The sequence below is a fragment of the Kitasatospora sp. NPDC003701 genome (genome assembly GCF_053587085.1).
Genome location: NZ_JBSFNM010000027.1, coordinates 70,591 through 85,435, shown reverse-complemented (window position 1 = coordinate 85,435; position 14,845 = coordinate 70,591). Strand labels below are relative to the sequence as shown.

Genomic DNA, 14,845 nt, shown 5'->3' with positions numbered 1-14,845 from the left:
GGAAGCCGCGTCGGCGCGGTGCGGTGGATCAGCCCATCTCCTCCAGCGCCCGGCCCTTGGTCTCCTTGATGCAGAAGGCCACGAAGGGGATCGAGAGCAGCGCGAAGCAGGCGTAGATGACGTACGTCGCCGACAGGTTCCAGTCGGAGAGGTCGGGGAAGGTGACGGTGATCGCCCAGTTGGCGAGCCACTGGGCGGAGGCGGCGACCGACAGGGCGAGTGCCCGGATCCGGTTGGGGAACATCTCGCCGAGCAGGACCCAGACCACCACGCCCCAGGAGAAGGCGAAGCAGAACACGAAGACGTGCGCGGCGACCAGCGCGACGGTGGCGTAGGTGTCGTCCAGGGTGGCGGTGTCTCCGGTGCCCTGCCGGAAGGAGAACGCCCAGGCGGCGGTACCCAGGGCCAGCGCCATGCCGGCCGAGCCGGCCAGCGCGAGCGGCTTGCGGCCGATCCGGTCGACCAGCACCATGGCGACCACCGTGCCGACCACGTTGACGATCGAGGTGGAGAGGCTGATCAGCAGCGAGTTGGACTCGTTGATGCCGACGGACTGCCAGAGGAAGGAAGAGTAGTAGAAGATCACGTTGATGCCGACGAACTGCTGGAACACCGAGGCGCCGATGCCGACCCAGACGATCGGCAGCAGCCCGAAGCGGCCGCCCAGCAGGTCCTTGGCCCGGGGCTTGTGGGAGGACTCCAGCACCGCGCGGATCTCGGCGACCCGGGCGTCGAGGTCCACCCCCTCGCCCTCCACCTCCAGCAGCACCTTGCGGGCCTGCTCCTCGCGGTGGTCGGCGATCAGGTAGCGGGGCGACTCCGGGATGGCCAGGGCCATCAGCCCGTAGACGAGGGCCGGGACGGTCTCGACGCCGAGCATCCACTGCCAGGCCTGGATGCCGCCGAGGTGGCCGGTGGAGTCCCCGCCGGCGGCCTGGTTGAGCGCCCAGTTGGCGAGTTGGGAGACGGTGATGCCGAGCACGATCGCCATCTGCTGGAAGGACGCCAGCCGGCCGCGGTACGCGGTGGGCGCGACCTCGGCGATGTAGGTCGGGGCGATCACCGAGGCGATGCCGATCGCGATACCGCCCACCACGCGCCAGGTGGCCAGCACCTGGATGCTCGGCGGGAACATCGAGCCGATGCCGCTGATCGCGAAGAGCGTGGCGGCCAGCAGCATGGTGCGCACCCGGCCGAAGTGGTCGGCGAGCCGGCCGGCGGCCACCGCGCCGGCCGCCGAGCCGAGCAGGGCGATGGCCACCACGAACGCGGTCTCGCCGTTGCCCACCTCGAAGTGTTTCTGGATGCCGGTCACCGCGCCGTTGATCACGGCGCTGTCGTAGCCGAACAGGAAGCCGCCCATCGCGGCCGCCGCCGAGATGAAGACGACGTGTCCGAGATGCGATTCGCCGGAGGTCGGACGGGATGTGGCTGTGGACACGCGCGCTCCCCGAGTGGACGGGCCCGCCGGCACGGCCGAGTGGGCAGGATTCGTCACACATTCGATCAGCAGCGTTCCGGATTCGCCCGAAATCGAGCCGATCGGGTGACTTGGCGTCAGCCCTGCTACCCCGTGCGCCGCGCGTTACGCCGGAGGAGCTGGGTGCGCACGGCGGCGTCCAGGCCCTGGCCGCGCTCGGCCAGCCGGTCGGCGAGGGCCTGCTGCTCCGCGACGGTCTTCTTGTCGTCGTACTTGAACTTGGCGCGCACCGTGCGGACCGTGAGCCGCAGCCCGCGCAGACCCGACAGCAGCCGGCCGAACGGCTCCTCGCCGGGGGTGACCCGGGTGGCCGGGGTCTCCGGCTGGAAGTGCGCCAGCTGGCGGTTGAGGATCTCCGCCTTGCCGGCCGCGTCCTCGACGATCTCGGCGGTGCAGGCGAACTGGACGGAGGCGTAGTAGCTGGTGGGCGTGCCCGGTTCGCCGCGCCAGTGGCCGGGGGCGAAGGCGTAGTCGTCGGTGACCGCGAGGGTGACCTCGGGGTCGGCGCGGACGGCGGCGAAGAGCGGATTGGGCGCGGCGAGGTGCAGCAGCACCTCGCCGCGCTCGACGTCCAGCAGGAAGTGGGTGGGGACCAGGACGGGCCCCTGGCCGGGCAGGCCGTTGGCGGCGAGCAGGCCGAAGTCGCGGCCCTGCGCGAGCCACGCGCGCCACTCGGCCTCGTCACCCCGGTCCCAGGACCTGATCAGCATCGGTGGGCCTCCGTCAGCGAGCGAGGTCGCGCAGGTGCGCGGGGAGCGGCACGGTGGTGGAGGCGTCCGGCACGGGAGCGCCGTACACCGTGGTCACCGGTACCAGGCCGGCCCAGTACGGGAGGTCGAGGTCCGCCTCGTCGTCGTCGGCGCCGTCGGCGCGGGTCTTGGCGGAGACCTCGTCCAGGTCGAGCCGGACGACGGCGGTGGCGGCCAGCTCCTTGGCGTTGGCCGGGCGGACCTCGGCGGAGCGCCCGGGGACGGTCTGGTCGACCAGCGCGTCCAGGGCGACGGACAGCTCCGCCGGATCGGTGACCTGGTGGGCGGTGCCGTGGGCGACCACCGAGCGGAAGTTGATCGAGTGGTTGAACGCGGACTTGGTCAGCACCAGGGCGTCCACCAGGGTGACGGTGACGCAGACCGGCAGGCCCTGGTCGCCCTTGGCGCCGCGCAGCGGCCGGCTGCCGGTGGAGCCGTGGATGTAGAGGCGGTCGCCGACCCGGGCGAAGATGGTCGGCAGCACGACGGGGGCGCCGTCGGCGACGAAACCCAGGTGGCAGAGGTAGGTGCTGTCGAGGATCGCGTGGATCGCGTCCTGCTCCCAGGTCGCGCGGTCCTTGTAGCGGGTCGGGGTGGTTCGCGGGGTGCGGGAGTAGGACGCGGCGCTGCCTGACATGACAACCTCTATGTACTAGTGCATAATCGCTTTTGTGCTAGGAGACTATCCGATCAAGGGACGGCGCGCCAGCGAAATCGCGGCCGACGTCGAGCAGGGCGTCAGCAGCGGACGGCTCGCGCCGGGCACCGCGCTGCCCCCGCTGCGTGACCTGGCCACCGAACTCGGGGTCAACCCCAACACCGTCGCCGCCGCCTACCGGCTGCTGCGCGACCGGGGGGTGATCGAGACCGCCGGCCGCAAGGGCAGCCGCATCCGCCCGCGGCCGGCGCTCACCCCGCGCGACCAGATCCGGCTGCCCGTCCCGCCGGAGGCCCGGGACCTCGCCAACGGCAACCCCGACCCGGCGCTGCTCCCCGACCTCACCCCGGCCCTGGCCGCCGCGGCCGAGGCCGCCCGCCGCGACCCGGTGCTGTACGGGCGCCCGTCGGCCGACCCCGGGCTGCTGGCACTCGCCGGGGCGGGCTTCCGCGCCGACGGCCTGCCCGACGCGCCGATCGCCGTCGCCTCCGGCTCGCTCGACACCATCGAGCGGATCCTCGCGACCCGGCTGCGCCCCGGGGACGCCGTCGCCGTCGAGGACCCGGGCTGGGGCAGCCTGATGGACCTGCTGCCCGCCCTCGGCCTGCGGGCCGCCCCCGTCCGGCTGGACGACGAGGGCCCGCTGCCGGAGGCGCTCGCCGAGGCGCTGGCGGCCGGCGCCCGCGCGGTGGTCGTCACCAGCCGGGCGCAGAACCCGACCGGCGCGGTGGTCACCGCCGCCCGGGCGGCCGCGCTGCGCGCCGTGCTGGCCGGCCACCCCGGGGTGCTGCTGATCGAGGACGACCACGGGCACGGCATGGTCGACCAGCCGTTCCACTCGCTGGTCGGGGCCGGGTCCGCACACTGGGCGGTGGTGCGCTCGGCGGCCAAGGCGTACGGGCCGGACCTGCGGCTCTCCTTCGCGGTCGGGGACGCGGACACCATCGGGCGGGTGCAGGGGCGCCAGCGGCTCGGGGCCGGCTGGGTCAGCCATCTGCTGCAGTGCGTGGTCGCCGAGCTGTGGCGCACCGACGCGGCGCCGGCCGCGCGGGTGGCCGCCGCCTACCGGGTGCGGCGGGACGCCCTGCTCGGGGAACTGGCCGCCCGCGGCATCGGGGCGCACGGCGCGAGCGGGCTGAACGTCTGGGTGCCCGTCCCGGACGAGACCACCGTGCTCGCCGCGCTGGTGCAGCGCGGCTGGGTCGTCGCGCCGGGTGCGCGGTTCCGCCTGCAGTCCGGGCCCGGCCTGCGGATTACCGTCGCCCGGCTGGACCCGGCCGACGCGCGGCGGCTGGCCGACGATCTGGCGGCCGTTCTGGGAACGGGCGGTTCCGAATCCCGACTGATCTGAACCGGTCGGTAACAGAGCGAGAAACCTGGTGCAGATACCTAGCGGTAACAAGCGCGAGCATGTCATCTTCATCGCGCCACCGGCCGGCGGCCTACCCTCACCTCCGCGTCTCCCCGCCCCCACACAGCGGGCGAGACCGACCGCAGGAGTTCCGTCGTGCCCGAAAACCGTTCGAGCATCACACGCAGAACCACCAGCCTGACCCGGCGGCTGCTCGCCGCCGCCCTCGCCCTGCCGCTCGGCGCGGCCGGCCTGATCGCCGGCGCCGCCGCTCCGGCCGCGGCCGCCACCGCCGCTCCGGGCGGGCCGACCGCCAGCGTCACCCTGGGGGACAGCTACATCTCCGGCGAGGCCGGCCGCTGGAAGGGCAACTCCGTCGTCACCAGCGGCGGCCGGGCCGGTACCGACCGGGCCTGGACCGGTAGCGCCTACGACCCGAGTCGGATCTACGGCGCGACCTACACGAGCGGGTGCGACCGCTCGGACGTCGCCGAGGTGCGCAGCGCTCCGACCGTGGCGCAGAACCAGATCAACCTGGCCTGCTCCGGAGCCGTCGCCGCCAACGTCTACCGGGCCGCCAACGGCGGTCAGTCGTTCAAGGGCGAGGCCCCGCAGGCCGACCAACTCGCCACGGTGGCGCGCCAGTACAACGTCAAGCTGATCACGCTCTCGATCGGCGGCAACGACCTCGGCTTCGGCGACGTGATCAGCACCTGCGTCCAGGACTACCTGGTCTGGTACTCCTACTGCCACGACGACCAGCAGGGCGAGATCGACGCCCGGATGCCCGACGCGATGGCCGGCGTCGGCAAGGCGCTGGACGAGATCCGGGCCGTGATGTCGGGCGCCGGCTACGCGGCGGGCGACTACCGGGTCGTGCTGCAGTCCTACCCCTCGCCGATCCCGCGCGGGGCCGAGATGCGCTACCCGGAGAGCGGCTGGAGCCGGTCCGACACCGGCGGCTGTCCGTTCTGGAACGGCGACGCCGACTGGGCGCGGGATTCGCTGGTGCCGCAGATCTCGCGGGCGCTGGCGGGTGTCGCCGCCTCGAAGGGCGCGCAGTTCCTGGACCTGGCGGACATGCTGCAGGGCCGCGAGGTCTGCTCCAAGGCGACCAAGCAGGCGAGTTCGACCAGCGCGCCGTCCGCCACCACCAGTGAGTGGGCGCGGTTCGTCGACGGCGGGCTCAGTGCCTCGCAGGGCACGATCCAGGAGTCGATGCACCCCAACTACTACGGTCAGCAGGCCCTCGGGCAGTGCCTGACCCTGCTGTACGCACGGCCGAGCGGCAACTTCGGCTGTCGCAACACGGCCGGCAAGGACGCGACCGGGATGTACCTGACCGCGCGGTAGCGCACGGCGCGGCCGGCCCCCGCTCCGTCCGGGAGCGGGGGCCGGCCGCGGTGCGTCAGCCCTTGGCGAGCAGGGCCTGGGCGTGCGCCCGGACCTGATCCTTCGTCAGATAGGCGTCGGTGTACTCGAAGTCCCGCAGTCGGGCGGGCTGGCGGGCCAGGAAGCCGGTCCGGACGAAGTCGTCGCCGGCGGTGGCGTTCAGCAGCCAGTTGGCGCCGACCCGGAACTTGGCGGCGTTGGTGCGCATCGCCATCAGGTGGTAGCCGCGGGCGACCACCTGGGCGGGGACGCCGCGCAGCTCGACGCCCATCGGCTTGGAGACCGCGTCCTTGCCGCCGAGGTCCACCACCAGCCCGAGGTCCTTGTGGTAGTAGGGCTCCAGCGGCTGGTTGTGCAGTGCGGCGATCACGTTGTTCGCCACCGCCCGGCCCTGGCGGGCGGAGTGCTGGGCGGTGGGCGGGCAGACCGCGCCGTCGCCCTTGGCGAGGTCCGGGACGGCGGCGGCGTCGCCGAGCGCGAAGACGCCCTCGAACTGGGGCACCCGCATCTCGGCGGTGACCGCGACCCGGCCGCGGACCGTCTCGGCGTCCAGGGTGCCGATCAGCGGGCTGGCGGCGACGCCGGCCGTCCAGATCAGCGTCCGGCAGGGGAGCACCCGGCCGTCGGTGAACTTGACCGACTCGGCGCCGACTTCGGCCACCGAGACGCCCAGCGAGACCTCGATGCCGCGTTCGCGCAGCACCTCCAGCGCGGCGGTGCCGAGGGCGTCGCCGAGCTCCGGCATCAGCTTCGGGGCGATGTCGATCAGGTGCCACTTGATCTGCCGGGCGTCCAGTCGCGGGTAGCGGGCGGCGGCCGCGGTGGTCAGGCGCTGCAGGCAGGCGGCCGTCTCGGTGCCCGCGTAGCCGCCGCCGACCACCACGAACTGGAGCCGGGACTCGCGCTCCCGCTGGTCCAGGGTGGCCGAGGCGAGGTCGAGTTGGGCGATGACGTGGTCGCGGACGTAGGTCGCCTCGGCGAGCGTCTTCATGCCCCGCGCGTAGTCGGTCAGGCCCGGGATGTCGAAGGTGCGGGTCACGCTGCCGGGGGCGAGCACCAGGTAGTCGTACTTCTGCGCGACCACCTCGTCGGTGATCTTGCGGACCACGCAGACCTTGGAGCGCGGGTCGACGCCGATCGCGCCGCCGGGGACGATGTGGGTCCGGCGCAAGGTCCGGCGGAGCGAGACCGCGACCGACTGCGGGGTCAGCACCCCGGCCGCCACGTGCGGGAGCAGCGGCAGATAGAGCTGATAGCTGAACGGCGTGACCAGCGAGATCTCCGCCTCCGACGGCGCGAGCTTGCGTTCGAGGCGGCGAGCGCACTCCAGTCCGGCGAAGCCACCGCCCACGATCAGGATCCGAGGTCGTTCCATCGTTCATCCCTTACAGTGCAGTTCGTACCGTCAAGGTCCCCACTACTGTCCGCCACACTCGCACGGAGCAGCGGGCGCTGCCACCGGTACGGCGCGGATGGCGCAGACGCGGGCGGCGGGGAACGGCCCGCGACGCCCGGTCCGTGCATATGCCCGATAGGCTGTCCGGCGTGCTCCCCGAGGTGACGGCGGTCCGTTATGTGACGCCACTGCGAGAAGGCGGCTCGATGCCGGGCCTGGTCGAGGCCGACGACCGGCGGCTGTACGCGCTGAAATGGGTCGGCGCGGCGCAGGGCCGCAAGGCGCTGGTGGCGGAGGTGCTGGCCGGTGAGCTCGGCCGCCGGCTCGGGCTGCCGGTACCGGAGTTGGTCACCGTGGACCTGGACCCGGTGCTGGCCCGCAGCGAGCCGGACCAGCAGATCCAGGACCAGATGCGGGCCAGTGGCGGCCTCAACCTCGGCATGGCCTTCGTCAGCGGCGCGCTCAACTTCGACCCGCTCTGCTTCGAGGTGGACGCCGGGCTGGCCGGGCAGGTGCTCTGGTTCGACGCCCTGATCGGCAACGTCGACCGCTCCTGGCGCAACCCCAACCTGCTGGTGGCCACCGGCGGGCTGCGGCTGATCGACCACGGCGCCAGCCTCATCTTCCACCACCACTGGGCGGGCGCACCCGGCTGGGTCCGCCGCCCGTACGACGCCTCGGACCACGCGCTGCTGCGGGCCGAACCGGATCTGGCGGCCGCCGACAAGACGCTCGCGCCGCTCGCGGAGGCGGCGGTGGCGGAGGCGGTGGCGCAGATCCCCGACGTCTGGCTGGTGGACGAGCCGGGCTTCGACTCGCCCGAGGCGGTGCGCGCCGCGTACCGCGCCCAGCTGACCGAGCGACTGGCCGGTCCGCGCGACTGGCTGCCGGAGGTGTCCGCATGACCGAGTCCGCGCCGCCGGCCCCGCCGGCCGCCGCCGAACTGCACGACTACGAGTACGCCGTGATCCGGGCGGTGCCCAGGGTCGAGCGCGGCGAGTGCGTCAACATCGGCGTACTGCTCTACTGCCGGCAGAGCGCGCACCTGGGTGCGCGGACCCACCTGGACCAGGCCCGGCTGCTGGCGCTGGACCCGGTGGCGGACGTCGCCGGGGTGCGCCGGGCGCTGCACGGGATCGAGGCCGTCTGCGCGGGCGGGCCGGCGGCCGGCCCGGCGGCGGCCGACAGCCCCGGACAGCGGTTCCGCTGGCTGACGGCGCCGCGCAGCGCGATCGTCCAGCCGGGGCCGGTGCACACCGGGCTGACCGGCGACCCGGAGGCCGAGCTGCGGCGGCTCTTCGACCAGTTGGTGCTCTGAACGACCCCTTCGGAGCCCGAGCGGTTGACCTGCGGACTTTTGCCCCGGTCAAAGCTTGAGTTGGTGAAGCACTCGGTCGTACCCTGGCCCCATGGGTTCGACAGCGACGACGACCGTACCGACCAACGCCGAGTTGATGGAGGCGTTGGCCGCCGTCGGCGCCGCCTACTTCCAGGACTTCGCGGGGGCGGCGGCCCGGCACGGCCTCTCCTCCTCGCAGGCGAAGGCGCTCGGCGCGGTGCAGGAGCCGGTGCCGATGCGCGCGCTGGCCGGCCGACTGGGCTGCGACGCCTCCAACGTGACCGGGATCGTCGATCGGCTGGAGTCGCTCGGCCTGGCCAACCGCGAGGCGGCGGCCGGTGACCGGCGGGTCAAGATCGTGGTGATCACCGAGCAGGGCCGCGAGATCCTCGGGCTGATCCGCGGCGAGATGAGCCGCACCCACCAGGCCTTCGAGGCGATGACCGACGAGCAGCGGGTGTCGCTGCACTCGATCTGCGCGCAGGTGCTGCCGGTGCTCGCCGGCCGCTCCACCGGCGCCGTGCAGGTGCCGGCCGGGTGACGGTCGGGAGTGCTGCCGGGCCGGGCCGGCCGTCGGGCCCGGTCCGCCGCCGCTCGCGCTGACCTCGGCTGTTAGGCTTGCGAAGCGTGAGCGCGAAGCCCCAGATCCCCAATGTCCTGGCCTCCCGGTACGCCTCGGCGACCCTGGCCCAGCTGTGGTCCCCCGAGCACAAGGTGGTCCTCGAGCGCCATCTGTGGCTCGCCGTCCTGAAGGCCCAGCAGGACCTCGGCGTCGAGGTGCCCGCCGGTGCCGTCGCCGACTACGAGCGGGTGATCGACCAGGTCGACCTCGGCTCGATCGCCGCCCGCGAGCGGGTCACCCGGCACGACGTGAAGGCGCGGATCGAGGAGTTCAGCGACCTCGCCGGCCACGAGCAGATCCACAAGGGCATGACCTCCCGGGATCTGACCGAGAACGTCGAGCAGCTGCAGATCCGCCAGTCGCTGGAGCACGTCCGCGACCGCACGGTCGCCGTGCTGGTCCGCCTGGGCCGGCTCGCCGCCCAGCACTCCGAGCTGGTGATGGCCGGCCGGTCGCACAACGTCGCCGCGCAGGCCACCACCCTGGGCAAGCGCTTCGCGACCGTCGCCGACGAGCTGCTGGTCGCCTTCCGCCGGCTGGAGGAGCTGATCGCCCGCTACCCGCTGCGCGGGATCAAGGGCCCGGTGGGCACCGCCCAGGACATGCTGGACCTGCTCGGCGGCGACACCGAGAAGCTCGCCGAGCTGGAGCGCCGGGTGGCCGGCCACCTCGGCTTCGACAACGTGCTCACCAGCGTCGGCCAGGTCTACCCGCGCTCGCTGGACTTCGAGGTGCTCACCGCGCTCGTCCAGCTCTCGGCCGCGCCGTCCAGCCTGGCCAAGACGATCCGCCTGATGGCCGGCCACGAGCTGGTCACCGAGGGGTTCAAGGAGGGCCAGGTCGGCTCCTCCGCGATGCCGCACAAGATGAACACCCGCTCCTGCGAGCGCGTCAACGGCCTGGCCGTCATCCTGCGCGGTTACGCGTCGATGACCGCCGAGCTGGGCGGCGACCAGTGGAACGAGGGCGACGTCTCCTGCTCGGTGGTGCGCCGGGTCGCGCTGCCGGACGCCTTCTTCGCCTTCGACGGTCTGCTGGAGACCTTCCTGACCGTCCTCGACGAGTTCGGCGCCTTCCCCGCCGTGATCGAGGCCGAGCTGGACCGCTACCTGCCGTTCCTGGCCACCACCAAGGTGCTGATGGGCGCGGTGCGCGCGGGCGTCGGCCGGGAGACCGGGCACGAGGTCATCAAGGAGCACGCCGTCGCCTCGGCGCTGGCGATGCGGGCCGGCGCGCGGGAGAACGAGCTGCTGGACCGGCTGGCCGCCGACGAGCGGATCCCGCTGGACCGGGCCGCGCTGGACGCGCTGCTGGCCGACCGGCTCTCCTTCACCGGTGCGGCCGGTGCCCAGGTCGCCGAGGTGGTCCGCCGGATCGAGACCGTCGCCGCCGCCTACCCCGAGGCCGCCAAGTACGCTCCGGGTGACATCCTCTGACGCTTCGTCAGTCCTCTGTGGGCCCCGCTGCCGATCCGGTGGCGGGGCCCTCGCCGTGTCTGGCGCCGACATGGCCCGGGTCCAGCGGAGGGGCGGTGCCGCAGGCGTAGCGGCAGTCCGGCTCGGCGACCGGGTGGTCCTCGGGGGCCAGGACGTTGCCCCGGACGGTGGTGAACGCGATCACGCCGCCGGCTGCCAGCAGTCCGGCGCAGATCAGCATCGCGATCCGGAAGGCGGAGTCCACCGAGGCGGGCACCCGGTAGGCATCGCCGCTGAGCCCGGCCAGCGCGGGCAGGGCGGCCACCGCGAGCAGACCGGCCGCGCGGGCGGCGGCGTTGTTGACGCCGCTGGCGATCCCGGCGTGCCGGACCTCCACCGCCGCGAGCACCGTCGCGGTGAGCGGTGCGACCAGCAGGACCATCCCGCAGCCCATCACGGTCACGGCCGGCAGGACGTCCGTCCAGTAGGAGGCGTCCGCGCCGATCCGCAGCATCAGCAGCACGCCCGCCGCGCAGACCAGCGGCCCCACGGTGAGCGGGATCCGCGGGCCGATCCGCTTGCCGAGCCGGCCGGCCCGGGCGGACAGCGCGAGCATCAGCACGGTGATCGGGACCAGGGCCAGCCCGGAGACCAGCGGGGAGAAGCCCGAGACGATCTGCAGCTGCACGACCAGCAGGAAGAACACGCCGCTGAACGCGGCGTAGACGCAGAGGGTGACCAGGTTCACCGCGGTGAACAGGCGCGAGGAGAAGAGGCCGAGCGGCAGCATCGGCTCCGCGACGCGGCGCTCGACCACGACGAAGGCGGCGCCCAGCAGCAGACCGGCCGCGCCGGCCGCCCAGACCCGGGGGGAGAGCCCCTCGCCCGCGGCCGTCAGCGCGTAGGTGACCGAGCCCAGGGCCAGCGCGGCCAGCGCCGCGCCGAGGGCGTCGAAGCGGCCCGTCGCGCTCTCGTCCCGGCTCTCCGGGACGTGCCGGGAAGCCACCGCCACCACCAGGACGGCGAGCGGGACGTTCAGCAGGAAGATCCACCGCCAGCCCGGGCCGTCCACCAGCCAGCCGCCGAGGAACGGGCCGATCGCGGCCGACACCCCGCCGAGGCCGGACCAGAGGCCGACCGCCGCCGAGCGGTCGTCCGGGTGGAACACGGCCTGGAGCATCGCCAGCGAGCCCGGGGTGAGCAGCGCGCCGCCGATGCCCTGCACCGCGCGGGCCGCGACCAGCACTTCGATGGTGGGCGCCGCGGCGCAGGCCGCCGAGGCGGCGGCGAACCAGAGCACGCCGATCAGGAAGACGCGGCGCCGGCCGTAGCGGTCCCCGAGTGCGCCGCCGAGCAGGATGAGGCCGGCCAGCGTCAGCAGGTAGGCGTTGAGCGTCCATTGCAGGGCTTCGAGCGGGGCGCCGAGATCGGTGCCGATCCGGGGCAGGGCGACGTTGACCACGGTGCTGTCGAGCATCGCCATGCTGGAGCCGAGCACCGTCGCCAGTACTACCCAGCGGCCCTGCGCGGTGCCCAGGCGCAGGGTGCCGGCCTCGGAGGTGGCCACCGCCTGATCGTGCGCCCCGGGAGCCGACGTGACAAGGCTCACCGGGGGTGTGTCGGCAGATGGCTTTCCGTAGGTGATCGCATGCGGACGGACACCGAAATCGGCGGAGCGTCGTGGATCAGTGGCACGCGGTGAATCGATTGTGCACATACCGTGCAGCCGATCATTCGGAGTGTCACGGCCTTCCCGGCATTGGTTGTCGATTCAAGAGATCGACATTGCTTCACCCGGATGGATGGGCTTTAGTTCAGCGACCGCCCGGCATTGGCCCGGGTGGCCACCGGGTGGAACGCCTAGTCCTGCCGCTGCCCGGTGGTACGAACCGAACTCTGTACGGCAGGAGCGGGGGACCCAAAGGTAAGTCGCCGGACCGGAATTCGCGGTCCGGCTTGGGGTGAAGCCGCGCTATGCGGCCGGGCAACTCCAGCCCGAACCCGACAGCTCACCTCGCAGGCGTCGGAGAGGAAATTCCCCATGCCCGCACAGGCTCGTCGTATCGCCCTGCCCCGCGCCGCCCGCATCGGCATCGCCACCGCCGTGACCGGCGCCGCCTTCGCCCTTCCGCTGGTGACCACCATCAGCGCCCAGGCCCACACCGCCCCGGCCGCGAAGCCCGCGCAGACCAGCACCTGGACCGGCGCCACCAGCGTCGACGCCACCCCGGCCGCCGCCGCGCAGCCGGCCGCCGAGGCCGCCAAGCCCGCCGCCGCTCCGGCCGAGGAGAGCTACAAGGTCGTCGGCGGGGACACCCTGTCGAAGATCGCCGACGCCAAGCAGGTCGAGGGCGGCTGGCAGGCGCTGTACGACCACAACCGCTCGGTCGTCGGTGCCAACCCGAACCTCATCTTCCCGGGTCAGCAGCTCGCGCTCGGTGCCAAGGCCGCCACCGCTCCGGCCGCCGCCGAGGCCGCCAAGCCGGCAGCCCCCGCCGTCAAGCCGCAGGAGTCGGTGAAGCCGGCTGCCAAGCCCGCCGCCCCGAAGCCGGTCCAGGCCGCCAAGCCCGCGCAGGCCCCGGCCACCAAGCCGGCCGCCCCCGCCGCCAAGCCGGCCGCTCCGGCCGTCACCCCGGCTCCGGCCGCCCCGGCCGCCACCTCCGGTTACGTCGCCCCGGTCGCCAACCCGAAGCTCGGCACCGCCTACGGCGTGGCCGGCTCGATGTGGTCCTCCGGCCACCACACCGGCGCCGACTTCGTCGCCTCCACCGGCACCCCGCTGCGCGCCATCGCGGCCGGCACCGTGGTCAAGGCCGGCAACGGCGGCGCCTACGGCAACGAGGTCGAGATCAAGCTCGCCGACGGCAAGTACGCCCAGTACGCGCACCTGTCCTCGATCGGCGTGAAGATCGGTCAGACCGTCACCGCCGGCCAGCAGATCGGCCTCTCGGGTGCGACCGGCAACGTGACCGGCCCGCACCTGCACTTCGAGATCCGCACCGGCTCGGAGTACGGCTCGGACATCGACCCGATCGCCTACCTCCGGGCGCACGGCGTCTCCATCTGACCTGGGGTCGGACCACCGCTGGGTGCGGGGCGAACGACCTCCCGGGATGGTCATGTCGGGTGACCGCTCGACCGGGTGATCGCCGCACCACCAGTGGAACATGGGCGCGGGACACGCCCAGGCCGGCCCGGCTCGCGAATATCCTTCGCGAGCCGGGCCGGCCGCTTTTTGTTTTCCCTGTTCTTCCGCGGGCCGGTCCCGGTTCGAAGCAGCCCCCCCTGTGACGGGAGGCGCGGCGGCTGACCCGCCTTTGCGGCAGCGTGCGCTTTCCGGATTCCGGTGTCGGCCCGTCCGGACCGGTTCCGGATGGTTCCCGCCCCGAATGCGGACGGCCCGCCCGGGGTCGGACGGGCCGTCAAATCCGCCGGGCAATTTCCGCGGCGGGTGGCGGGTGGCGGGTGCGGTCACGGCTCCGGTCACGGCTCCGGATTCGCCCGATGACCGGTCGGGACCGATGACCGGTCAGGACCGGTGGGCGGGCAGGTCGCTGTTCGCGGCGGTCAGCAGCTGGTGCACCCGGTGGCCGAACTCGTCCGCGTCCCGGGCCGGCTCGGGGAAGACCAGACGGACGTCGCGGTGGCCGTACGGGTGGTCCAGGCGGAGCACCAGGCCGTACCGGTCGAGGGCGAGCGGGCGGATGTCGGGGCGGCCGGCGAGCAGCTCCTGGTCCAGCAGCCGGGTGAGCAGGGCGAGGGCGTCCGGGTGGTCGTCGGCGAGGTGGGTGAGCATCGCGGCCTCGAAGCGGGCGAGCGGGTCGGGCGCGGCGAGGGAGAGGTCGGCGCCGGTGAGGGCGGTGGTGCCGTACGGGGTGGAGAGGACGGCGTGCGCGACGTCGAGTCGGAGGTGGACGCTGAGGCCGTCGTCGGCGAGGTGGGCGAGGTGGAGCCGGCCGGCCAGGGTGAGGCGGCCGCGGACGCGGTCGCGGACGGCGACGGGGGCGATGTCGGTGAGGTCCAGGACGACGGGGAGGCCGTCCTGTTCGCGGGTGACGGCGAGCGTGAGCGGCGCGTCGAGCGGGGCGCGCAGGCGCAGCCGGGAGCCGTGCACCGACACCGGGCTGTCCAGGTCGTGGTGCTCGCCGCCGGCGCGGATCACCACCGAGGAGGTGGCGGTGAGCAGGCTGCAGACCCGTTCGGCGGCGGTGGGTTCGGGCGCCTCGACGTCGACGGGGCTGGGGCTCATGACGACCTCCGGTAGTTAGGTGAGCCTAACCTAATCATTTCGACCGGGGAGGGCAAGGTGCGCGGGGCGGTTCGGGGTCGGGATCCGCGGCATGGCGCCAGGTGGATTGCAGATGGAGATAACGAGCGCTTGCAAGTATCCGGCGCGCGGTCGTATTGTCGACGCTGGTAGTTGCACACGCAATCGTTTGTACG

Annotated in this window: 13 protein-coding genes and 1 riboswitch; of the genes, 7 read left to right on the top strand and 6 right to left on the bottom strand. The window is 73.2% G+C overall.

The window, feature by feature from the left end; genetic code table 11:
* Positions 1 to 28 precede the first annotated feature (28 nt).
* The 3 genes from ACWDRR_RS24530 to ACWDRR_RS24520 form a co-directional block, all read right to left on the bottom strand.
* Entirely contained in the window at positions 29 to 1,441 is a 1,413-nt protein-coding gene (locus ACWDRR_RS24530) for a sugar porter family MFS transporter (protein ID WP_449774348.1), read from the bottom strand.
* A gap of 125 nt (positions 1,442 to 1,566) precedes the next feature.
* Complete coding sequence (locus ACWDRR_RS24525) at positions 1,567 to 2,190, bottom strand: FMN-binding negative transcriptional regulator (protein ID WP_449774347.1); 624 nt, start codon at positions 2,188 to 2,190, stop codon at positions 1,567 to 1,569.
* 13 nt (positions 2,191 to 2,203) lie between these two features.
* Positions 2,204 to 2,866 (bottom strand): pyridoxamine 5'-phosphate oxidase family protein, encoded by a 663-nt coding sequence (locus ACWDRR_RS24520; RefSeq protein WP_449774346.1) that lies wholly within the window; start codon positions 2,864 to 2,866, stop codon positions 2,204 to 2,206.
* A 34-nt stretch (positions 2,867 to 2,900) separates the two neighbouring features.
* Between ACWDRR_RS24520 and ACWDRR_RS24515 the strand changes: the two genes are divergently transcribed.
* Both ACWDRR_RS24515 and ACWDRR_RS24510 read left to right on the top strand, forming a co-directional pair.
* Complete coding sequence (locus ACWDRR_RS24515; protein WP_449774345.1) at positions 2,901 to 4,238, top strand: aminotransferase class I/II-fold pyridoxal phosphate-dependent enzyme; 1,338 nt, start codon at positions 2,901 to 2,903, stop codon at positions 4,236 to 4,238.
* Between the two features lie 156 nt (positions 4,239 to 4,394).
* Positions 4,395 to 5,591 (top strand): GDSL-type esterase/lipase family protein, encoded by a 1,197-nt coding sequence (locus tag ACWDRR_RS24510; RefSeq protein WP_449774344.1) that lies wholly within the window; start codon positions 4,395 to 4,397, stop codon positions 5,589 to 5,591.
* Positions 5,592 to 5,646: 55 nt separating this feature from the next.
* Here the strand turns inward: ACWDRR_RS24510 and ACWDRR_RS24505 are convergent, their stop codons facing one another.
* Positions 5,647 to 7,005, bottom strand: coding sequence for an NAD(P)/FAD-dependent oxidoreductase (locus ACWDRR_RS24505; RefSeq protein WP_449774343.1), 1,359 nt, complete (start codon positions 7,003 to 7,005; stop codon positions 5,647 to 5,649).
* 170 nt (positions 7,006 to 7,175) lie between these two features.
* On the opposite strand from ACWDRR_RS24505, the gene ACWDRR_RS24500 reads away from it, so the two are divergent.
* The 4 genes from ACWDRR_RS24500 to purB all read left to right on the top strand — a co-directional run bounded on the left by ACWDRR_RS24500 (position 7,176) and on the right by purB (position 10,423).
* A complete protein-coding gene (locus ACWDRR_RS24500; RefSeq protein ID WP_449774342.1) occupies positions 7,176 to 7,931 on the top strand; it encodes a HipA family kinase in 756 nt (251 codons plus the stop codon).
* The gene (locus ACWDRR_RS24495; RefSeq protein WP_449774341.1) at positions 7,928 to 8,344 is read left to right on the top strand and encodes a DUF3037 domain-containing protein; all 417 of its coding nucleotides are present in this window, start codon (positions 7,928 to 7,930) and stop codon (positions 8,342 to 8,344) included. Before ACWDRR_RS24500 ends, ACWDRR_RS24495 begins: the two co-directional genes overlap by 4 nt.
* Before the next feature lie 91 nt (positions 8,345 to 8,435).
* On the top strand, positions 8,436 to 8,906 hold the full coding sequence (locus ACWDRR_RS24490) for a MarR family winged helix-turn-helix transcriptional regulator (protein ID WP_449774340.1): 471 nt from the start codon (positions 8,436 to 8,438) through the stop codon (positions 8,904 to 8,906).
* An 86-nt stretch (positions 8,907 to 8,992) separates the two neighbouring features.
* A complete protein-coding gene (gene purB / locus ACWDRR_RS24485; protein ID WP_449774339.1) occupies positions 8,993 to 10,423 on the top strand; it encodes an adenylosuccinate lyase in 1,431 nt (476 codons plus the stop codon).
* A gap of 7 nt (positions 10,424 to 10,430) precedes the next feature.
* On the opposite strand, the gene ACWDRR_RS24480 is transcribed toward purB, so the two are convergent.
* Positions 10,431 to 11,969: an MFS transporter gene (locus ACWDRR_RS24480; protein WP_449774338.1), complete on the bottom strand. Its 1,539-nt coding sequence runs from the start codon at positions 11,967 to 11,969 to the stop codon at positions 10,431 to 10,433.
* 310 nt (positions 11,970 to 12,279) lie between these two features.
* Positions 12,280 to 12,440, top strand: a riboswitch (cyclic di-AMP (ydaO/yuaA leader).
* 3 nt (positions 12,441 to 12,443) lie between these two features.
* Here ACWDRR_RS24480 and ACWDRR_RS24475 point away from each other — a divergent pair.
* Positions 12,444 to 13,469, top strand: coding sequence for a M23 family metallopeptidase (locus ACWDRR_RS24475; RefSeq protein WP_449774337.1), 1,026 nt, complete (start codon positions 12,444 to 12,446; stop codon positions 13,467 to 13,469).
* A 462-nt stretch (positions 13,470 to 13,931) separates the two neighbouring features.
* Here the strand turns inward: ACWDRR_RS24475 and ACWDRR_RS24470 are convergent, their stop codons facing one another.
* Positions 13,932 to 14,651 carry a DUF2470 domain-containing protein gene (locus ACWDRR_RS24470; protein ID WP_449774336.1) on the bottom strand — a complete coding sequence of 240 codons (720 nt, stop codon included), beginning with the start codon at positions 14,649 to 14,651 and terminating at the stop codon, positions 13,932 to 13,934.
* Positions 14,652 to 14,845: the final 194 nt, after the last annotated feature.